A 21,784-nucleotide genomic window follows, 5' to 3' on the forward strand; every position below is an offset into this window, starting at 1 on the left:
ACATTAACATAATAACTCTAAGTTATTTAAAAAAATTCATAATATTTTCTATTTGGCCTTCTTCAATATTTGCATTTTGCATAGCACTAATTAAAGTAACCATTTTTTCTGGGTTCATATCATCCCCCAATATTCTTACAATCCCAAAACCCATATCTTTAGCACTACCAAAAATAACAACCTCATCTGCCTCTTCTTCAGTACCAATATACTTTACCGATATTTTGTTACCCTTATCACTAAAGTCCATTAAATCATTATACTTACTATCACTTAAAATAGTTTTTACCTTTTTTATCTCAGCATTATAAGCTTCTGTATTTGTATCATTAGCTTTAAACCCTAAAAAATTAAGCTTACTTACAGATTCGTAAGCTTCAGTTTGGGCCTCAGTAAATTTAGACTTATCAATCTCTATAAGTGAAAGTGGTAAATCTTGAGATATAAAGTTTTTAGTTTCCTGATTATCTACGTAATAGCGTTGCAAACTAACATCATTACCACAGCTTGTAAAAATAACTGCGGTAAATAATGTGAATGCTAAAAATTTGATTGTTCGTTGCATGATTGATGTTTAATTTTTATTTATTCTTTTCTAAATGCTGACCTCCAGGTATATTCATTTTATCGGTAAGTTTAGAAATTTGATTAAGATCTATATCTCCTGTAAGCGATACCACTACCGTTTCAATTTTACGTTCTTTACCATTAATTTCAATTTTTTCTTCCATCATCTTATCAATACCATTTACAAATATTAGGAGCTCTTTTACATGGTCTGCATCTTTTCCTTCTTTAACGTAAAACTTAACTTCGCTACCATCATCTTTAACTTCCATTAATTCTTCTAAGCCTCCAGAGCGAGATTTCACCCATTTAGAAATATCAGCAGAAATCGATTGGTTATCTGTTACAATAGTTTTAAAACTGGTAATACTTTGTACCATATCCATATAAGCTCTTGCCTCAGCATCTTCTACATTAATACCCATTTTTGCTATCATTTGAAACATTTTAGGTTTTATGGATACATAAGTAACATCAGAGTTATCACTATATTTTTCAAATATATCTTTTTGGGCCATTCCAGTTAATGGTAATAACATAATGGCCATTACTAGTACTATTAATTTATTTTTCATCGTTCTTGTTTTTAATGTATTTGTATTCATTTCGTTAATTAATCTTTTTAAAAATTATGCTTGTTGTGTTTTCAACTTCGTTAAGATATCCTAGTGTTGAAGTGCCTTTTTTTACTTCATTAAGATAACTAACCGTTGATGCGCCTTTATTAAATTTAGAAGAAATCATTTCCATAGATTTCGAAAACTCGTTAAAAGCTAATTGCGGATCTTCGTATGTACCTAAATCACCTTGACCTATTGTAGTACCAAAATAAAACCCTAGCATAAGCAATGCTACTGCTGCAACAGAAATCCATTTGTAATTAAAATTACGTTTTGTTTTTAATGGAACGTTTTTAGTAAATTGCTCTTGCTTGTTTACCAAAAAATATGCGAACATTGGTTTGTAAATCTCTAAATGCGGCGCTACAGTCTCTTGTGTAAAATAGTGTTTTAACTGCTGCTCTTCTTTAAGCGATGTTTCTCCGTTTTCGTACTTTTCTAGTAATTTTTCTATATTATTTAACACCATAACTATGTGTATTTGTTAATTTTTCTCTTATTGTTTTTCTTGCTCTTGATAAGGCTACACGCACCGCTGTATTATTCATATCCAGCATTTTTGCAATCTCATCAAAATCATAATCTTCTATATCTCTTAATTGAATGATTATTTTTTGTTGTTCTGGTAACTCTTCTATAATTTTTGCCACCCAACTTACACTATCATTTAATTCAACCTGCTTTTGTAAAGGCGTATTTTTCTCCTCATAATTACTATGTACAATTTTTAAATTTTGCGATTGCTTAGATTTTAATTTATCAAAACAATAATTCTTTGTCATAGTCATCGAAAATGCCTCAACGTTTTTATACTCAGCAATTTTCAATTTGTTTTTCCATAATTTCAACAACACTTCCTGTGTAGCATCCTCGGCCTCTTCTGTAGATACTAGCAATCGTTTCGCTAAACGAAATACTTTATCCTTAAAAGGCATTACAATATTTAAAAACTCCTTTTGAGTCATTTTGGTTTGGTTTAAATAAATAGCTTAGTTACGGCTATTTAATATTACGACGACCATGTAATTGTTTTGTTACACAATAAATAAAAAAAATATAAATTTTAGCGTAACCCTTTAGGGTCGGGCTTTTACAAGTCGCTCTCAAAGAGGAGCTCCAACAATTGCTCAATCCCTTACGCGGGCATATCTGCCAAATTACAGCAAAACAGTTAACTTATATCTATATTTTTAAACAAGAATAGGATTTACACAATAATGTAAGTAATTTTAGGGTTTTACAGACTACTTATATAAAATTGTTATTAATGAAAAAATTAAACGCCCTAATACTAATAATTGCTGCCCTATTTTTAACCAGTTGTTTTGAAGATAACGACGACATTACAGTAACTGGTAGAGATATAAATGATTTTGTTTGGAAAGGTTTAAACACCTTTTATCTATATAAAGACAATACCCCAGATTTAGCAGATAATCGTTTTTCAAGTAATAACGAATATGCCAATTATTTAAATGGTTTTATTTCCCCTTCAGATTTATTTGAAAGCTTAATATATCAACCAGAAACGATTGATAGATTTAGTAGGCTTTTTAGCAATTATATTACTCTTGAACAACTCTTAGATGGCGTATCTACAAGTAATGGCATGGAATACTTAGAGTTTGAAATGCCTTCATCAAACATAAATAGGTTTGGTATTGTAACGCATGTGCTACCAAACACAAGTGCAGCAAACCAAGGTATTAAGCGTGGTGATATTTTTTATGCTGTTGATGGTGTACAACTTACAAGTACAAACCGAGCTCAATTAACAAGCCCAATTAACTACACTATTAGTCTAGGCAATTATAATGATAATGAAACTCCTGATGATATTTCAGATGATTTTATTGAAGAAACTACCAATGAAGTTTCTTTAAGCAAATCTGAAAATTCAGAAAATCCAATTTTCCTGAACACCATTTTAAACGTAGAAAGTAAAAAAATTGGTTACTTAATGTATAATGGGTTTACAGCTCCTTACGATAATGAATTAAATAATGTTTTTGGAACTTTTAAAAGTTCGAACATTGATGAATTGGTTTTAGATTTAAGATACAACTCTGGAGGTTCGGTAACTACAGCTATTTTATTATCTAGTTTAATAACTGGACAATTTACCGGAGATGTGTATAGTACCGAACAATGGAATTCTGATTTTCAAGCAGCGTTTGAAGACCAAGATCCAGAATCACTTATTAATAGATTTATTGACAGTTACGATGGCTCATCCATAAACAGTCTAGAATTACCAAAAGTATATATTTTAACATCATACTTTAGTGCTTCTGCAAGCGAATTGGTAATAAATTCATTAAAACCATATATTGATGTTGTTCAAATTGGCACCACAACAAGAGGTAAGTATCAAGCATCAACAATTGTATATGACTCACCAGATTATAGTAGACAAGGAGCAAATCCGGGACACACTTATGCCATGCTTCCTTTAATTTACAAATCATTAAATGCAAATGGCGAAACAGATTATTTTAATGGATTAGAGCCAGATATCATATTAGGTGAAAGCATAAATAATATGGGTATTTTAGGTAACCAAGACGAACCCTTACTTGCTACTGCAATAGCAAATATTACAAATTCTGGGCGTTTAATATCTCAAAAAACAAATTCATATCAATTTACATATTATAGTAAAGAAAGCATACCTGCAGAATTAGGAATGTATTCAGACAAACATATTCCAGCAGATTTACTTAAAAACAGAATATTTGAATAAGCACAAAACCTATTTTAACTGGAGTTCTGGTAAAGATTCCGCTTTAGCGCTATATCATCTATTACAAGATAATCGTTATACAGTTGATAAATTAATCACTACAGTTAATAGCCATTATAATCGTGTTTCCATGCATGGTTTAAGAAAAGAACTATTAATAGCACAAACAAAAGCATTAAACATTACTGCAAGCTTAATAGAACTTCCAGAAATGCCTAGTATGGAAGTTTATGAACAAAAAATACTAGAAACCGTTACAAGATTAAAAAACGACGGTTTTACACACACCGCTTTTGGTGATATTTTTTTAGAAGACTTAAGAACTTACAGAGAAAATCAATTAGCAAAACAAGGTTTTAAAGCTGTTTTCCCACTTTGGAAACGAGATACAAAAGAACTCCTAACTGAGTTTTTAGATTTAGGTTTTAAAACCATTATTGTTTGCGCCAACTCAAAATATTTTGGAGAAGATTTTGTTGGAACTGTTATAGACAAACACTTTATTAGTAACTTACCTAAAGATGTGGACCCTTGTGGTGAAAACGGTGAGTTTCATACCTTTTGTTTTGATGGACCTATTTTTAATAAACCTATAGACTTTACAATAGGAGAAAAAGTATATCGAGAATATGGTTCACCTAAAACAGATAATGACTCTGTTTGTAAAAGTGATTCAGAAAAGTATGGCGTATGGTATTGCGATTTAATCCCATAAAAAACAACCAAGGTTTTATTTACCAACCTGTTTTTTATCTCTATTATTCATTCGCTTTTCAACATCTTTAAAATATCGTTTTTCTTTATATTTCCTGATGATGAATACGGTTATAACAATTAAACCCAGAATCATCATTCCTCCTTGACCTGTCAAGTATTCAATTATTTTCATAAAAGTAATTTATAGTATTATAGTCGTCGCTAAATATAAAACTTTCAGTTATAAAGTTTATTTATTAGAACTTAATATTTATCCATAAAAAAAGGTCGCTTCAAAATAAATTGTAGCAACCTTTTTAAATTTCTATTATATTGTTTACAAATTCAAATTCAATCCTAAACTTACATTTCTACCTCTAGTTGTATAACCCAAAATCTCAAAATAATCTTTATTAAATAAGTTAGTTACATTAGCAAAAAGCTTTAATTTATTATTAATTAATTTATGACTAAAATATAAATCAATTAAAGAATAACTATTTAAATCTTCATTAGTAAAAGTCGCAAAGTTAGTATCTGTTCTACTTCCTACAAATTGATAATTTAAAGACACATATGAGTTTTTACATATATCATAACCAACACTAGCATTAGCTTTATGTTTAGGAACTCTTAGACGCACACCATCTTTTAACTCTGTAAACGTATAATTGGTTGCAATTGTTAAATCTTTAACCACATCAACTTGAGCTTCCAATTCAAACCCATTAACTGTGGCATCTGTAGTCGCATTTTCGTAAGCCGTTGTATAAACAATTGTATTTTCTTCCTTTCTATTAAAATACACACCATTTACACGAAATCCTTTATTTGTATTAAACTCAATTCCTCCTTCAAGCGTTACGTTTTCTTCTGGATCTAATTCTGGATTAGCTCCAAAAAAACCAAATAACTGAGATAAGTTAGGCGCAATAAATGAGGTTGCATAAGAACCAAATACTTTTGCATACCCAGATTTAACAGGTATGCTATAAGATGGGTTTAAGCTATAAACAAAATGAGAACCATATTCGCTATGATTATTTAAACGCCCACCTGCATTTAAATTCAATCCAAAATCTGAAACATAAACAATATTTAAATAAGGATCTGTATTTGTAAAACTTTCTTCGGTAGCAAATAAGCTATTATAATCACCGTAATTTAAACCGACTATGGTGTAAAAAGTCTCATCAAAAACATATTTATTAAAGGCATCAACCACTACACTTTCTGCTTCATTTACAGAACCAAAATCAGAAATTGTTTCTCTATCAATTTTAGTAAAAGCAGCATTTACTTGAAAACTACCATTGTTGTAACTATACTTTGGTGAAATACCAACACGTTTTTGTTGCGATATATACTCATCATTAGTATCAGCAAACGTATAAGTTGGTGCAGGAAATCCATCAATATCTGTTTTAAACTTATCTAAACTGGCATAAGCTGAAATCTCAAAACTATTAGAAAACTCATAACCTAATTTTAAATTGGTATTATATCTAGAAAAAGGATCTTTCTCTGGAGAATCTGATTTTGCAGCCGATAAACCATCAGCATAACGATTGCCAAAACTTGCTAAATACCTAAATTTATTTAAAGTTCCGTTTATAGATACATTATTAGTAAAACTCGCACCATTATAATTTAAATCGTCTTGGGTTTGATTTGTTCCTATAACAGATAAAAAGCTACCAGAAATAGCCTCTTTAGATGATTTTTTTGTTGTAATATTTATTACCGCAGTTGCAGCAGCATTTCCATAAAGTGTACTTGAAGCACCTTTTATAATTTCAATAGATTCAATAGTGTTTAAATCTAACAAACGTAAGTCAAGTTCATTTGACACTAAAGACGGATCGTTAATTTGTACACCATCAATAAGTACCAAAACCTGTCTGTTATTACCGCCTCTTACAAAAGTTCCTAAGTTTTGTCCTTCTACACTTCTACTTCCATTAATTTCAATACCACTTTTAGTATTAATTAATTCTGTAACCGTTCTACCTTGGTTTCTTTCAATTTCTTGTTGTGAAATTTTAATAACTGTTTTACCAGAGTTTTCACGTTTTAAAGTGAAGCGTGAATCTGAAATAACAACTTCATCAAGTTGCTGTACTTTTGTTGAATCGATTTGCTGTTGCGCAAAACCAATCATTGAGAATCCTAAACAAAGGATGCTTAAAACATTTGTTTTTTTCATTTTAATGAATAATAAATCGAGAATCGCATGTATTATCATACGCAAACTTTTATCCCGAAAGTTTAACTAAATAATTGTTTTGAAAATGGCAGGTCTCCTGACTTGCGTCTTCATGTTGGTCTTCCCAAAGAGTTATCTTTAGTGACATTGAAGTTAAACATGAAGCGTTATAGCTTACAGTTGCGGGAACAGTTCTGGAATTAATTAAATATTGCACCAGATTCCCTTTTAATCCGTTTAGAAAAAACTAAACAAAACCAAATTTCGCTGCAAAAGTAAATGTTTTAAACAAAGTAAAAAGGCAAACTTTACTTTTTCTTATTCAATTTATAAACAAGATAAATAAAGCCTGCAAGAAAATGTACTATAATAACACCAGCTACTATATATATTGTTAAATTTGAACCGTCTCGCATGGGGTTTATATTTTATACAAAAATAAAAATCTTAAATTATTTTGTGTGATACAAATGTTACATCTATTTATGAAGTTTAATTATTATTTATTATTGATTGCTCTTGTTTTTTTAAACTGCAAAAACGAATCAAAAAAGCAACTACAAACACTCAATAAAAACCAAGAGATTCATTTAAAGTACGCCAAAGGTTTTTCTATTAAAGATTTTGGACATTATAAAATTTTACACATTACAAAACCCTGGCCAAAAGCAGAAAAAAATTATCGTTACGTTATAATAAGTAAAGAAAACGCTGCTAAAGCAAGCTTTTTGAAAAATGAATATGATGGTATAATTATACAACCTGTTGAAAAAATAGTAGTGACATCTACAACACATATTCCTGCATTAGAGCTTTTGGGTGTTGAACAAACTCTAATTGGTTTCCCTGGTATTGATTATATTTCTTCTAAAAAAATAAGACAGTATATTGATAATGGAACCATTAGAGAAATTGGCAAAAACGAAGGTTTAAATACCGAAGTGCTTTTAGATTTAAACCCTAATTTGGTAGTTGCTTTTGGAATTGATGGTAATAATCGATCTATTGAAACCATTAAAAAATCAGGGATACCCGTTATTTTTAATGGCGATTGGGTTGAGAGTTCTCCACTTGCAAAAGCGGAATGGATAAAGTTCTTTGGTGTACTTTACAGTAAAGAAAAAGCAGCAGATTCTATATTTAATACCATTGAAAAAAATTATTTAGAAGCAAAGCAATTAGCACAAAATGTAACTTCTAAACCAACTATTTTAAGTGGTGCTATGCACAGCGATATTTGGTATTTACCAAACGGTACAAGTACCGAAGCACAACTTTTAAAAGATGCCAACGTAAATTATTTATGGCAGAATAGTAAAGGAACTGGGAGTTTAAAATTAAACTTTGAGTCGGTTTTTGTAAAAGCTAAAAAAGCAGATATTTGGTTAAGTCCATCAAACTATTCAAGTTTACAAGCTTTAAAAAACGGGAATGAAAACCATGTACTTTTTGATGCTTTTAAAAATAAAAACATTTACACATTTACAAATACAACAGGTGCTTCAGGGGGTGTTTTATATTACGAATTAGGTATGACAAGGCCAGATTTAGTTTTAAAAGACCTTATTAAAATCTGTCATCCCGAATTATTAAAAAATTACGAACCATATTTTTTTAAAACTTTACAATAATTGCCTAATAAAAAAACATATCAAATTTCATTTATCATATTGATTGCAATTTTAATTGCATGTTTTTTTGTGAATATTAGTTTAGGGTCTGTATCAATACCTTTAAAATCTATTTTTAATAGCTTAATAGGCAACCCTACAGAACATGAAACGTGGCAGTATATTGTTCAAAATTATAGATTACCAAAAGCACTAACTGCCATAATTGTAGGTTCTGGTTTGGGTATTTCAGGATTGCTAATGCAAACTCTATTTAGAAACCCTTTGGCTGGTCCTTTTGTTTTAGGTATTAGTTCTGGGGCAAGTTTAGGAGTCGCTTTAATAATTTTAGGTTCTGGAATTTTTGGTAGCATATTTGCATCCCTTTTTATCACAAAATGGGGTATTGTAATTGCCGCTAGTTTAGGTAGTTTTTTAGTATTACTTATGGTTTTAATGGTTTCTATTAAAGTAAGAGATACCATGGCTATTTTAATAATTGGACTCATGTTTGCTAGTTTAACTGCAGCAATTGTTAGTGTACTCTCGTATTTTGGTTCTGCAGAACAATTACAACAGTATGTTTTTTGGGGTTTTGGTAGCCTAGGCAATTTATCTTGGCAAGACCTTAGCATTTTATTTATTATTTATAGCTTAGGGCTTATTTTAAGTATAACATCCATCAAATCATTAAACTCATTACTTTTAGGAGAAAACTATGCAAAAAGCTTAGGCCTAAACATAAAAAAAAGCCGGCTTATAATTATTATAGCAACTAGTTTGTTAGCAGGTGCCATAACAGCTTTTACAGGACCTATTGCGTTTATAGGATTAGCTATACCACATATAACCAGACAAGTTTTTAACACCTCTAATCATAAAATACTTTTACCTGCAGTATTTTTATTTGGAGCTATTGTGATGTTAATTTGTGATAGTATAGCACAATTACCTAATAGCGATTTCACTTTACCTATTAACGCTATTACTGCTTTAATAGGAGCGCCAGTTGTAATTTGGTTATTAGTTAGAAAACGAAAAATGGTATTTTAATGGTCAACAATAACTCACATATCATTTTAAAAACTGAAGATTTATCTATTGGTTATGTTACCAAAAAATCTAAAACTATTGTTAGTTCAAACATAAATATTGAATTAAAAAAGGGAGAATTGGTTGGGCTAATAGGTGCAAATGGTATAGGAAAATCTACACTATTAAGATCTTTAACACATGTACAAAACCCTATTGAAGGAACTATCAAAATCAATAAAAAAAATATTTCAGACTATAATCCAATAGATTTAGCTAAAGTATTGAGCTTGGTACTAACCGAACAAGTAGCTTCCAAAAACTTATCTGTTTTTGAGTTGATAGCCTTAGGAAGACAGCCTTATACAAATTGGGTTGGCAATTTATCTGATGAAGATATAAATGCTATTAATACAGCAATTAAACAAACAAATATTTCTGATTTAAAAAACAAAAAGTGTTTTGAGCTTAGCGATGGCCAATTACAAAAAGTGATGATTGCTCGCGCTTTAGCACAAGATACAGACTTAATTATTCTAGATGAACCTACTACGCATCTAGATATGTATCATAAAGCATACATTTTAAAATTACTTCAAAAATTAGCAAAAGACACAAATAAAACGATTCTATTCTCATCACATGAAATAGATTTGGCTATTCAGTTATGTGATAATTTAATTGTAATGACTAAAAATGAAGTTATTTCAGATACACCTTGTAATTTAATTTCTAGAGGAACTTTTTATAACTTATTCCCAAAAGATTTAATAGCTTTTGATGAGAAAACGGGAAGTTTTCGAGTTAAGAAATAGTATAATTTTTCTTTTGCTTCTTAATTTTACCTACCTTTAGATAATTGAAAATCAATTTTTTAGCAACTTCTTCCCTATTTGTCCATGATTTTCTAATTGAATTAAAAATCCAATACAATGAAATCATTAAAACCAATTACAGTAGTTTTTGTACTATTACTATGCTTTTTTAATTGTAAAAAAAACAAACCCAATCCTGCATTAGCTTCTATAGATTTCCAAAGAGGTGATTTGTTATTGTGTGGAGATGGACAATTTGGAGAATTAAAATTTTCACTATCCTGTGATTATGAAACAAGAGAAACTTTCGATTTAGCTGTTGCTTTATTACATTCATTTCAATATAATGAATCTGAAAAAGCATTTGTAAAAGTAATTGATGAAGATCCAAATTGTCCAATGGCATACTGGGGTGTTGCAATGAGTATTTATCATGCCGCTTGGTTTCCACCAACAGAAGCAGATTTAATAAAAGGCGCAGCGGTATTAAAAATAGCTAAAGGTTTAGCTATGGACAATAAACAAAGGGATTATATAAATGCCATTGATGCTTTTTATACAGATTGGAAAACTATAGATCATAAAACAAGAGCTAAGAGGTTTGAGGTTAAAATGGAACAGATCTATTTAAAATATACTGAAGATATTGAAGCTGCTATTTTTTATTCATTAGCGTTGTTTTCAACTAGAGATCGAGTTGGAAAAGATTTTATAAATGAAAGAAAAGCAGGAAAAATTCTTGAAAATTTATTTGTAGAAAACCCAAATCACCCAGGAATTGCTCATTATATCATTCATAACTACGACAACCCTGTATTAGCAAAAAAGGGTTTAGAAACAGCAAGACGGTATGCAGATATTGCTCCTTCTTCAGCTCATGCCCAGCATATGCCCTCGCATATTTTTACAAGATTAGGTATATGGCAAGAATCAATAAATTCAAATTTACAATCAACAGAAAGCGCCAGATGCTATACAGAAGCTGCAGCATTATCTGGATCATATTTTGAAGAACTACACGGTATAGATTATTTGGTATATGCCTATCTACAAAAAGGAGATAATGACAACGCAGAACTACAATACAATTTAATTAAAGAACGAAAAAAATTTCACCCTCAAATGCTTATGGCATCAACCTATCCTTTAGCAGCTATACCTGCTAGACTTGCTCTTGAAAACAAAGATTGGAAAAAAGCAACTACTTTAAAATTACAGGACATAGAATTGAATTGGGAAGATTTCCCTTGGCAAGAAGCCATTCATCATTTTGCTGTTGCATTGGGAGCCGTAAACACAAAAGATTATAAAATTGTTGAACAAAAAATTGAAATTTTAAAAATTTTACATCAAAATCTAATAGCCCAAAATGATAAAACAAAAGCTATTCCAATTAAACTAGTTGAGATTCAAATTAAAACTGTACAAGCTTGGTTAAGTTTTAGGCAAAATGATATTGTAAACGGACTCGCTTTAATGAAAGAAGCAGTAGAAATAGAAAACAAAACAAGTAAGCACCCAGTAACTCCTGGCGATGTTTTACCAGCAATAGAACTACTTGGCGATATGCTTTTAGAATTAAACAAACCCAAAGAAGCCTTATTAGTATTCGAAGAAAATTTAGCTGTACGCCCAAATAGATTTAATGGTATTTATGGAGCAGCAATAGCCGCAAAAAAATCTGGTGATTTAAACAAAGCTACTTTGTACTTTAATCAACTTATTCAGTTAAGTGAGAATTCTAGTAGTGATAGAGCAGAACTATTAGAAGCTAAGGCTTTTGTTAAGAGTAATCTCCAATCCATATAAGAAATGCTTAAAAACGGTACTTTCTTATTGATATTTATTAGTCTTATGGCTTGTAAACAGTCTTCCCAAAGAGTTTTACCTATTTACAATCCTACAAATTTTAACCCATCATTAGTAGATAAAAGCCTTAAAAATAAAAGTGAGAATCATACAGTTTCAGATTTTAATCTAATTAATCAAAATGGAATTAGTATTACTCAAGAAACTTACAAAAACAAGATTTACATTGCAGATTTCTTCTTTACACGTTGTGCAACAATTTGCCCAATCATGACAACTAATATGGTAAAAATCCAAAATGCCTTTTTAAAGGATGATAATGTTATGTTTCTATCCATATCAGTTACACCAGAAATTGATAATATTTCAGTTTTAAAAGATTACGCCATTAAGAAAGGCGTAATAGATAAAAAATGGAATGTAACCACAGGAAACAAAAAACACATATACAACTTGGCTCGAAAAAGTTACTTTGCTGTTGTAGAACAAGGTGACGGTGGCTTACAAGATTTTATCCATACCCCAAATTTTATTTTAATAGATAAAGAAAAACAAATTAGAGGTATCTATGATGGCACAAATAATGAAGATATTAAGCGTATTATTGAGGATATAAAAATTCTATTAGATTAAAATAAACTTACAGCTTTGTGTTTCGGTCTTCAAACTAAAAAAATTATCTTTGGCTATATTTCAATTCTAAATGAACGACAGTCTTATTCTTATCCTATCTATTATAGCTGCAGCTGCTATTGGAGGTTATTTGGGCATGCTTTTCACAAAACTTAAAAGTAAAAGTGAACAAAGTACGCTTGAAGAACGTAATACCAACCTTCAACAACAACTTAATGATTTCAAGGTTTTTCATGAAACTGAAAACGCAAAACAAAATGAAAATTTCAGCAATCAAATTGAAGAATTACGCCAATTTAATTCTAAAATTGAAAAAGAACGCGAAGAAATAAGAAGAGAAAAAGATTTTTTAAACACAGAATTAGCTAGAAAAAATTCTGAATACGAAAATCTACAAGAGCTAAATCTAAAACGCGATAAAGAACTTGAAGAACGTCAAGAACAATTACGTAAAGATTTTGAACTATTAGCTACTAAAATTCTTGATGAAAAGTCTGAAAAATTTACACTACAAAACAAAGAGAACATAAAAAATATTCTAAATCCGCTTCAAGAAAAGATAAAAAACTTTGAAGAAAAAGTGGATTTAACTCAAAAGGAAAGCATTAGTATGCATTCGGCTTTAAAAGAACAATTGTTAGGCTTAAAAGACTTGAACCAACAAATGACTAAAGAAGCCACTAACCTAACTAGAGCCTTAAAAGGCGACAGTAAAATGCAAGGTAACTGGGGCGAATTAGTTTTAGAACGCGTTCTAGAAAAATCTGGTTTAGAGAAAGATAGAGAATATTTTGTACAGCAAAATTTTACAAGAGAAGATGGTTCTAGAGTTTTACCCGATGTGGTTTTAAATCTTCCTGATGGTAAAAAAATGATTATTGATAGTAAAGTGTCTTTAACAGATTACGAACGCTTGGTAAATGCTGATGATGATGATAAAGCACAATTCCTAAAGGCTCATGTTAATTCTATTAGAAGGCATGTTGATCAATTGTCAGAAAAAAATTATCAAGATTTATACGATATAGAATCTCCAGATTTTGTGTTAATGTTTATTCCTATAGAACCTGCATTTGCAATAGTAGTAAATGAAGACAACGCTATTTACAATAAAGCTTTTGAGAAAAACATTGTAATTGTAACACCATCTACCCTATTGGCGACCTTACGTACTATTGATAGCATGTGGAATAACGAAAAGCAACAACGTAACGCCATTGAAATAGCACGACAAGCAGGAGCTCTTTATGATAAGTTTGAAGGATTAGTTAGTGACTTAACTGGTGTTGGCAAGAAAATTGACGCTGCTAAAAGTGACTATTCTGCTGCGATGAATAAATTAGTAGATGGCAGAGGTAACTTAATTACAAGTGTTGAAAAACTAAAAAAAATGGGAGCAAAAGCAAAAAAATCGCTTCCTGAAGCTATTATAAAACGTGCTGAAGAGGACGACAATTAAACCACTTTTTTTTATGAAATTTTTAATCAAAACATTTATAATACTATTAATAATTATCGCTGGAATTTTTAGCTTTATTTATTTTGTTCATTATAGTGAGGGTGTAAGAGCAGGCAAACTAGTTAAGTTTAGCAATAAAGGGGTTTTATTTAAAACTTGGGAAGGAGAAATAAGTCAAGGAGTTTCTGATGCACAAACCTTTGTGTTTTCGGTTGAAGACAATGAAAAACAAGCTATTGAAGATCTAAACAGATTACAAGGTAAATTTGTAAAATTACACTATTACGAGCGTTACAAAACCTTATTTTGGCTTGGTGATACCAAATATTTTATAACCAAAGTAGAAGAAGAAAAAAACTAAACAAATAATATATGTTTAAATACGCTAAAGATTCACAAGTATCAATTACAGAACTAATGTTACCTGCTCATTCTAATTTTAGTGGTAAAATTCATGGTGGGCATATTTTAAACTTAATGGATCAAATTGCATTTGCTTGTGCCTCAAAACACTCTAGACATTATTGTGTAACAGCATCTGTAAATCGTGTAGATTTTTTAAGTCCCATTGAAGTAGGAGAATTGGTTACACTAAAAGCCTCTGTGAACTATACTGGGAGAACATCTATGGTAATTGGGCTTCGTGTTGAGTCGCAAAACATCCAAACTGGCGAAATAAAACATTGTAATTCATCATACTTTACAATGGTAGCTAAAGATGAAAACGGTAAAAATGTTAAAGTTCCTGGTTTAATTTTAGACGACAAACAAAGTGTGAGGCGTTTTGCAAGAAGTATAGCTAGACAAGAGCAATCCAAAACAAGATCTTCTAGATTTAAATCATCAGAATTTAAAATGGAAGAGCATATTGATTTGATTAAAACCCAAAATGCTAAAATTGAATTATTTGAGTTATAGTTATCTAAAACATGACTTTAATAAACTATAAGCACACTTGAAGTATTAAAAAACATAAGCCCCTACCCTAAGGTCTTTATCTAAAACAAATCTTGGCGGTTAAATGTGTTAGGAATTAATGTATTTGTTGATGCCCTTTTTGTTTTGTAGTACTATTGAAACACAAAAAACGATTACCAAAATACTTGTATTCATGAGTTTAATATTTTAACGAATAAGGCTCGTCCTTACGGGTAACGGGTAACACCAAAAAAAATCCCGTATAAAACGGGATTTTAAAATTTCTATTATTTATTATTTACTCAAATACATTTTTCGTCTAGAATACAAATCGTAAAATGCATCATCTTTTAAACCATCAATAAACAAGATACTTTCTCCAGTACTTTTCATTTCTGGACCTAATTTCTTATTTACATTATGGAATTTATTAAATGAGAATACAGGTTGCTTAATAGCATAACCATCAAGTTTCGGTTTAAAATCGAAATCTTTAATCTTCTTCTCACCTAACATCACTTTTGTTGCATAATTTACATAAGGTTCTCCATATGCTTTAGCTATAAATGGTACCGTTCTAGAAGCTCTTGGGTTTGCCTCAATTATATAAACCGTATCATCTTTAATAGCAAATTGAATATTTATTAAACCTACTGTATTTAATGCTAATGCAATTTTATTGGTGTGATCTATAATTTGTTGCATTACTAAAGGACCAAGATTAAACGGTGGTAATAATGAATTACTATCTCCAGAGTGTATACCACAAGGCTCAATGTGTTCCATAATTCCTATGATATAAACATTCTCACCATCACAAATCGCATCAGCTTCAGCTTCAATTGCACCATCTAAATAATGATCTAATAATAATTGATTTCCTGGCATTCTACTTAATAAATCAACCACATGCTTTTCAAGTTCCTCTTTATTAATAACAATTTTCATTCCTTGTCCTCCAAGAACATAAGATGGACGTACTAATATTGGGAAATTTAATCGATCAGCAATTTCAGAAGCTTCATCAGCAGTTGTTGCGATATCAAATTCTGGATAAGGAATGTTGTTTTCTTTCAATAATCTTGAAAAATGCCCTCTATCTTCAGCTAAGTCTAAAGATTCAAAACTAGTACCTAATATTTTAATACCGTATTTAGTAAGTTTTTCGGCAAGTTTCAATGCTGTTTGTCCACCAAGTTGCACAATAACACCTTCTGGCTTTTCATGTTTAATAATGTCGTAAATATGTTCCCAGAATACAGGTTCGAAATATAATTTATCTGCAGTATCAAAATCTGTTGAAACTGTTTCAGGGTTACAGTTTATCATGATAGTTTCATAACCACATTCAGCAGCAGCTAAAACGCCATGCACACAACAGTAATCAAACTCAATACCCTGTCCAATTCTATTTGGTCCAGAACCTAAAACAATTACTTTTTTCTTATCTGTAACAATACTTTCGTTATCTGAATAACGATTCCCATCGGCAGTTTCCATATCACTTTCAAAAGTAGAATAGTAATAAGGTGTTTTTGCTTCAAACTCTGCAGCACAAGTATCAACTAATTTATAAACTCGGTTTATTCCTAATTCTTCACGCTTACTATATACTTGACTTTCTAAACAACCTAACATATGCGCTATTTGTCTATCTCCATATCCTTTTTGCTTTGCTTCAAGCAATAACTCTTTTTCAATAGTATCAATAGTAAATGTTGAAATTTCATTTCTTAAGAAATGTAACTCTTCATATTGCTTTAAAAACCACATATCAATTCTTGTGATTTCATGAATTCTACTTAAAGGAATTCCCATGGCAATGGCATCATAAATGATAAATACTCTATCCCATGAAGCATTTGTGAGTTTTTCTATAATCTGATCGTAATTTTTATTCTCTTTAGCATCTGCACCTAAACCATTACGTTTTATTTCAAGTGATTGAGTTGCTTTATGTAAGGCTTCTTGAAATGAACGACCGATTCCCATAACTTCTCCTACAGATTTCATTTGAAGTCCTAAACGTCTATCAGATCCTTCAAATTTATCAAAGTTCCAACGTGGTATTTTTACTATTACATAATCTAATGTTGGTTCGAATAATGCAGAAGTCGATTTAGTAATTTGATTATTTAATTCGTCTAAGTGATAACCTAGTGCTAATTTAGCTGCGATTTTTGCAATTGGATATCCTGTAGCTTTACTCGCTAATGCAGAAGAACGAGAAACACGAGGATTAATTTCAATGGCTATAATATCTTCCTTTTCATCAGGAGAAATAGCAAATTGCACATTACATCCTCCAGCAAAATCACCTATACTTCGCATCATATGAATAGCCATATCACGCATTTTTTGATAGGTTTTGTCACTTAATGTCATTGCTGGAGCTACAGTAATAGAATCTCCAGTATGAATTCCAATTGGATCCATATTTTCAATAGAACAAATAATAACGACATTATCATTAGAATCTCTAAGCAACTCTAACTCATACTCTTTCCAACCTATTAATGCTTTATCAATCATAACTTCGTGAATTGGAGAAATCTCTAATCCGCGTGTTAATAATTCATCAAAATCTTCTTCTTTATAAACAAAAGACGCTCCTGCACCACCTAAAGTAAACGATGCTCTTATGATTAAAGGAAACCCAAATTCCTGAGCAATTTCTTTACCTTTTAAAAACGAGTTAGCAGTCGCTTGAGGCGCCATAGGAATACCTATTTTAAGCATCAATTCTCTAAACTGTTCTCTATCTTCAGTAATGTTTATGGCATCAATATCTACACCAATAATTTCAACATCAAAATCTTTCCAAATTCCTTTTTCATCAGCTTCAATACATAAATTTAATGCAGTTTGCCCACCCATTGTTGGTAATACAGCATCGATTTGTGGATGATCTTTTAAAATCTTAATAATCGATTTTGTGTTTAAAGGGAGTAAGTATACATGATCGGCCATAGAAGGGTCGGTCATGATTGTTGCTGGATTAGAATTTATTAAAATAGTTTCAATTCCATCTTCTCTAAGCGAACGTAAAGCTTGAGTTCCTGAATAATCAAATTCGCATGCTTGACCAATAACAATAGGTCCTGAGCCAATAATTAGTATCGATTTTAGTTTTGGATTTTTCGGCATTTTTTACTGGTTATATGTTGTATTTAAATGTGTTGCAAAAATAGTAATCAGCAGATATAAAAAAAGGCGTTACCGTTAAGTAACACCTTTTAATTATCAACAATTGTTAATCATTATTTCTTATGTCTAGTTTCAGTTGACACAGATAATTTCTTTCTTCCTTTAGCTCTTCTACGTGCTAAAACCTTTCTGCCATTAGCAGAAGCCATTCTTTCTCTGAAACCGTGTTTGTTTCTTCTCTTTCTTTTTGATGGCTGAAACGTTCTTTTTGGCATGTTCTTATATTTTTATAACTGAATTGTATTTTTTATATTGGATGGCTCTATTAAAACCGAGGGCAAATATACAAAGCCTTTATTACTTTGCAAATCATTTTTTAAAAAATATTAGAAATATTTTTTACAATTAAAAAACACTTGTTAGACCTCTATTTATTTGGGGTAACGAATTATTTTGTTAAATATCTATACATATATTTTAATAAAAATTTAGTTTCTTTGCAGTCTTAAATCCATAAAGTGGTTTGTTTTATGTACAAACTTCACTTTAATACCAATTGAAATTTTGTAATATGTATAATAAAATAATAAAACTAATCATTGCTGCAGGTATTATTGCTTTTGCTGTTTATCAATTTACAGAAGGCTATATTGGTAATGGTATTGCGCTAATCTTTTTGTCCTTTATTTTTATATTTCTATATTTTAAAAACGAATTTATCCTTTTGGCTTTTTTGAAATTAAGAAAACAAGATTTTGCAGGTGCTACAAAATGGCTAAATAAAATTAAAAACCCGGAATCTGCTTTAGTTACTAAACAACAAGGATACTATAACTATTTACATGGTATCATGGTATCACAAGATAATATGAATGAAGCTGAAAAATATTTTAAGAAAGCTATCTCATTAGGATTATCAATGGATCATGATTTGGCTATGGCAAAATTGAATTTAGCTGGTATTGCATTTTCTAAAAGAAGAAAGCAAGAAGCTCAAAAATTATTGAGTGAAGCACAAAAATTGGATAAGCAAGGTATGCTTACAGACCAAATTAAAATGATGAAACAAAATATGAAGCAAGCTGTAGGTCCAACACAACATTATGGCGCTGGTGCTTCTGTTAGATCTCAAAAAAGAAGAGGTAGATAAATTATATTAAAGGGGACCAAAGCCTACTCAAAGACTCGATAAGTTTTTTGTATTTTGGTCTGTTTATGTATTCTTCTATTTTTACTCGATCGCATTCATCCAAATCTTCTAAAAAATGCTGTTTTAATTTTTTGCTATTTGCTTTGTCATATATAAAAGCATTAACTTCAAAATTTATATTAAAACTTCTATTATCCATATTTGATGTCCCAACGGTTGAGAAAATATCATCAACAACCATGGTTTTGGCATGAATAAATCCCTTTTTATACTTGTAAACTTTTACACCTGCTTGTAACAATATTTCTAAATAAGAATTAGTAGCGTTTTTAACTATTTTAGAATCTGAATTTTTTGGTATTATTAATCTGATATCAACTCCGCTTTTAGCTGCAACACAAAGGGCTGTAGTAATTTCTTCATTTGGTACAAAATAAGGTGTTGTAATATATACATAGTCATCAGCTGTTGTAATTGCAGTAAAAATAGCTTCCATAATGTTTGCCCAATCTGTATCTGGACCACTCGCTGCTATTTGTAAACCAACGGAGTTTTTACATGGAGTTTCGGGAAAATAAGCTTTATTTATTTTAAATTTTTTGTTTGAAACAAAATCCCAGGTAGTAAAAAAGTAGATTTGTAAAGATTTTACAGCTTCTCCAATAATTCTTATGTGTGTGTCTCGCCAAAAATGCTGTGTGCTTTCGTTATTTATATATTCATCACCTATATTTATTCCACCAACATACCCAATTACTCCATCGATAACGGCAATTTTTCGGTGATTACGATAGTTCATTTTACCTGTAAACTTTGTAAAAACTATAGGCATAAATGGATAATGGTGCACGCCACAATCATCAAGCTTTTTTTTCATTGTTGATGATATTTTGCTACCAACATCATCATAGGTTACGCAAACTTCAATCCCTTCTTTTGCTTTCCTACAAATTGCATTTAACAACTGTGTCCCAATTGTATCATCTTTTATGATGTAATATTCTAAATGTACATGATGTTTTGCAGATTCAATATCTTGAATAAGCCTTGCGAACTTAGTTTTTCCTTCTTTAAAAACATCAATATCATTACAAATTGTAAGTGGCGAGTTTTCACTATTGTAAAGTAATTTTATGAGTTTTACTTTACCATCTAAATAATTATCAACTTGTTTAACTTCTCTTTTATTTAACTCTAAATCACTTTGTATTGATTTTATTATGTTTTGATTAAGAATATTTTTTCTGTTAAAAATTTTATTTTTTCGATATTCTTGACCAAAAAGATAGTAAACAAGGATTCCTAAGAACGGAAAAAATATCAAAACAATAATATAAGATACTGTTTTGGTTGGATTTATGTTTTTAAGTAAAATAGTAAAAGCTGCAGAAGTAGCTAGTAAATAATTGACAAACAAAAGAATAATCCAAAATTCTTGTTTTATAAAATCAATCATTTAAAAATTTTAATTTATTGAATAATATCCTTCTTTAGGTATTTCTACATAATACTGCTTTCTAGACTTATTATTAAGATGTGGCTCCCTTAACCATGGGTTATGAAGTTTTAATAATTTGTAATTAATTCCAAATCGTTGTGCAAACTGAGTAAAATCAGTTACTGCAGTATCAACTTCAACTCTATAAGTTGGAACATTTGTATACAAATCTTTATCTCTAAAATTGAATCCGTATTTTTTAGGATTTGATAAAATTTCTTTTAAAGCTACAATTCTAAATAAATAACGACCAGTTTCTTCGCCTAAAAGTAGGTCATAATATTCTTTTACGCCTTGTTCTTTTAATCGTCTTGAAACTCCTGCATTACCTGCATTATAAGCTGCTGCTGCCAATGTCCATGAGCCTAACTTCTCTTTAGCTTCTAATAAATATTTACAAGCCACTTCGGTTGCTTTTTCTAAATTATAACGTTCGTCAACATTTTTGTTTACCTCTAAGCCATTTTCTCTACCAGTAGCTGGCATTATCTGCCACACACCTCTTGCTCCAGCAGGAGAAACAGCATTAGTTAATCCGCTTTCAATAACAGCTAAATACTTAAAATCGTCTGGCACACCGTTTCTTGCCAAAATTGGTTCTATAATAGGAAAGTACTTTTTAGCACGTTTAAACATTAGCAATCCGTTTGATTGCCAATACGTATTAACTAATAATTCTCTATCCATACGCTCTAAAATGTCTGGATTTTCAAGAGGCATTGCCTCGCCTGCAAAATTTAAATTATCTGGTACTTGAAGTGCGTAAACGTTATAGTCGTTAATTAGTTTTGTTTCAAAATTTTCATCTGTAGGAGCATCTTGTAGAGCATAAATAAATAAGGCGCATAAACTTAATAGTCCTACAAAGGACAAAGCTTTTT

At 30.5% G+C, this 21,784-nt stretch carries 21 protein-coding genes and 1 riboswitch; of the genes, 11 read left to right on the plus strand and 10 right to left on the minus strand.

Features of this window, described 5'->3' with window-relative positions; genetic code table 11:
• Positions 1-22: 22 nt before the first annotated feature.
• Genes Q0842_RS15360 through Q0842_RS15375 form a run of 4 tightly spaced genes read right to left on the minus strand, consistent with a single transcriptional unit; the run spans position 23 to position 2,152 of the window.
• Positions 23-565 (minus strand): DUF4252 domain-containing protein, encoded by a 543-nt coding sequence (locus Q0842_RS15360; RefSeq protein ID WP_298500203.1) that lies wholly within the window; start codon positions 563-565, stop codon positions 23-25.
• Positions 566-581: 16 nt separating this feature from the next.
• Entirely contained in the window at positions 582-1,142 is a 561-nt protein-coding gene (locus Q0842_RS15365; RefSeq protein ID WP_298500206.1) for a DUF4252 domain-containing protein, read from the minus strand.
• 34 nt (positions 1,143-1,176) lie between these two features.
• Entirely contained in the window at positions 1,177-1,656 is a 480-nt protein-coding gene (locus Q0842_RS15370) for a hypothetical protein (protein WP_298500209.1), read from the minus strand.
• Entirely contained in the window at positions 1,643-2,152 is a 510-nt protein-coding gene (locus tag Q0842_RS15375; protein ID WP_298500211.1) for an RNA polymerase sigma factor, read from the minus strand. The genes Q0842_RS15370 and Q0842_RS15375 overlap by 14 nt, the downstream gene beginning before the upstream one ends.
• Positions 2,153-2,454: 302 nt before the next feature.
• Here Q0842_RS15375 and Q0842_RS15380 point away from each other — a divergent pair, with 302 nt between their 5' ends.
• Together Q0842_RS15380 and Q0842_RS15385 are read left to right on the plus strand one after the other, a co-directional pair.
• Positions 2,455-3,930, plus strand: coding sequence for a S41 family peptidase (locus tag Q0842_RS15380; protein WP_298500214.1), 1,476 nt, complete (start codon positions 2,455-2,457; stop codon positions 3,928-3,930).
• Positions 3,923-4,645 carry a diphthine--ammonia ligase gene (locus Q0842_RS15385; RefSeq protein ID WP_298500217.1) on the plus strand — a complete coding sequence of 241 codons (723 nt, stop codon included), beginning with the start codon at positions 3,923-3,925 and terminating at the stop codon, positions 4,643-4,645. The genes Q0842_RS15380 and Q0842_RS15385 overlap by 8 nt, the downstream gene beginning before the upstream one ends.
• Before the next feature lie 15 nt (positions 4,646-4,660).
• On the opposite strand, the gene Q0842_RS15390 is transcribed toward Q0842_RS15385, so the two are convergent.
• Both Q0842_RS15390 and Q0842_RS15395 read right to left on the minus strand, forming a co-directional pair.
• A complete protein-coding gene (locus Q0842_RS15390; RefSeq protein ID WP_298500220.1) occupies positions 4,661-4,801 on the minus strand; it encodes a hypothetical protein in 141 nt (46 codons plus the stop codon).
• A 162-nt stretch (positions 4,802-4,963) separates the two neighbouring features.
• Positions 4,964-6,832: a TonB-dependent siderophore receptor gene (locus tag Q0842_RS15395; RefSeq protein WP_298500223.1), complete on the minus strand. Its 1,869-nt coding sequence runs from the start codon at positions 6,830-6,832 to the stop codon at positions 4,964-4,966.
• Between the two features lie 69 nt (positions 6,833-6,901).
• Positions 6,902-7,109: riboswitch (cobalamin riboswitch) on the minus strand.
• Between the two features lie 208 nt (positions 7,110-7,317).
• On the opposite strand from Q0842_RS15395, the gene Q0842_RS15400 reads away from it, so the two are divergent.
• The 8 genes from Q0842_RS15400 (at position 7,318) to Q0842_RS15435 (ending at position 15,108) form a co-directional block, all read left to right on the plus strand.
• The gene (locus tag Q0842_RS15400) at positions 7,318-8,463 is read left to right on the plus strand and encodes an ABC transporter substrate-binding protein (RefSeq protein ID WP_298500226.1); all 1,146 of its coding nucleotides are present in this window, start codon (positions 7,318-7,320) and stop codon (positions 8,461-8,463) included.
• Complete coding sequence (locus Q0842_RS15405) at positions 8,464-9,495, plus strand: iron ABC transporter permease (protein WP_298500229.1); 1,032 nt, start codon at positions 8,464-8,466, stop codon at positions 9,493-9,495.
• Positions 9,495-10,289 carry an ABC transporter ATP-binding protein gene (locus Q0842_RS15410; protein ID WP_298500232.1) on the plus strand — a complete coding sequence of 265 codons (795 nt, stop codon included), beginning with the start codon at positions 9,495-9,497 and terminating at the stop codon, positions 10,287-10,289. The genes Q0842_RS15405 and Q0842_RS15410 overlap by 1 nt, the downstream gene beginning before the upstream one ends.
• A gap of 117 nt (positions 10,290-10,406) precedes the next feature.
• Entirely contained in the window at positions 10,407-12,098 is a 1,692-nt protein-coding gene (locus Q0842_RS15415; protein WP_298500235.1) for a hypothetical protein, read from the plus strand.
• 45 nt (positions 12,099-12,143) lie between these two features.
• On the plus strand, positions 12,144-12,731 hold the full coding sequence (locus Q0842_RS15420; RefSeq protein WP_298500269.1) for an SCO family protein: 588 nt from the start codon (positions 12,144-12,146) through the stop codon (positions 12,729-12,731).
• A 70-nt stretch (positions 12,732-12,801) separates the two neighbouring features.
• On the plus strand, positions 12,802-14,190 hold the full coding sequence (locus Q0842_RS15425; protein ID WP_298500237.1) for a DNA recombination protein RmuC: 1,389 nt from the start codon (positions 12,802-12,804) through the stop codon (positions 14,188-14,190).
• A gap of 13 nt (positions 14,191-14,203) precedes the next feature.
• Positions 14,204-14,551 carry a 6-phosphogluconate dehydrogenase gene (locus tag Q0842_RS15430; RefSeq protein ID WP_298500240.1) on the plus strand — a complete coding sequence of 116 codons (348 nt, stop codon included), beginning with the start codon at positions 14,204-14,206 and terminating at the stop codon, positions 14,549-14,551.
• Positions 14,552-14,562: 11 nt separating this feature from the next.
• Entirely contained in the window at positions 14,563-15,108 is a 546-nt protein-coding gene (locus Q0842_RS15435; RefSeq protein WP_298500243.1) for an acyl-CoA thioesterase, read from the plus strand.
• A gap of 294 nt (positions 15,109-15,402) precedes the next feature.
• Here Q0842_RS15435 and carB read toward each other — a convergent pair whose 3' ends face one another.
• Both carB and rpmH read right to left on the minus strand, forming a co-directional pair.
• Positions 15,403-18,255, minus strand: coding sequence for a carbamoyl-phosphate synthase large subunit (gene carB, locus Q0842_RS15440; RefSeq protein ID WP_298500246.1), 2,853 nt, complete (start codon positions 18,253-18,255; stop codon positions 15,403-15,405).
• A 113-nt stretch (positions 18,256-18,368) separates the two neighbouring features.
• On the minus strand, positions 18,369-18,530 hold the full coding sequence (gene rpmH / locus Q0842_RS15445; protein WP_034059443.1) for a 50S ribosomal protein L34: 162 nt from the start codon (positions 18,528-18,530) through the stop codon (positions 18,369-18,371).
• A gap of 296 nt (positions 18,531-18,826) precedes the next feature.
• Between rpmH and Q0842_RS15450 the strand changes: the two genes are divergently transcribed.
• The gene (locus Q0842_RS15450; RefSeq protein ID WP_298500262.1) at positions 18,827-19,405 is read left to right on the plus strand and encodes a DUF2892 domain-containing protein; all 579 of its coding nucleotides are present in this window, start codon (positions 18,827-18,829) and stop codon (positions 19,403-19,405) included.
• Between the two features lies 1 nt (position 19,406).
• Here the strand turns inward: Q0842_RS15450 and cls are convergent, their stop codons facing one another.
• Together cls and Q0842_RS15460 are read right to left on the minus strand one after the other, a co-directional pair.
• A complete protein-coding gene (gene cls / locus Q0842_RS15455) occupies positions 19,407-20,861 on the minus strand; it encodes a cardiolipin synthase (protein WP_298500266.1) in 1,455 nt (484 codons plus the stop codon).
• 9 nt (positions 20,862-20,870) lie between these two features.
• Positions 20,871-21,784 (minus strand): lytic transglycosylase domain-containing protein (locus Q0842_RS15460; RefSeq protein WP_366941134.1); only part of this gene is annotated, 914 nt, incomplete at its 5' end.

The sequence above is a fragment of the uncultured Algibacter sp. genome, from assembly GCF_947495675.1.
Taxonomy (GTDB): domain Bacteria; phylum Bacteroidota; class Bacteroidia; order Flavobacteriales; family Flavobacteriaceae; genus Algibacter_B.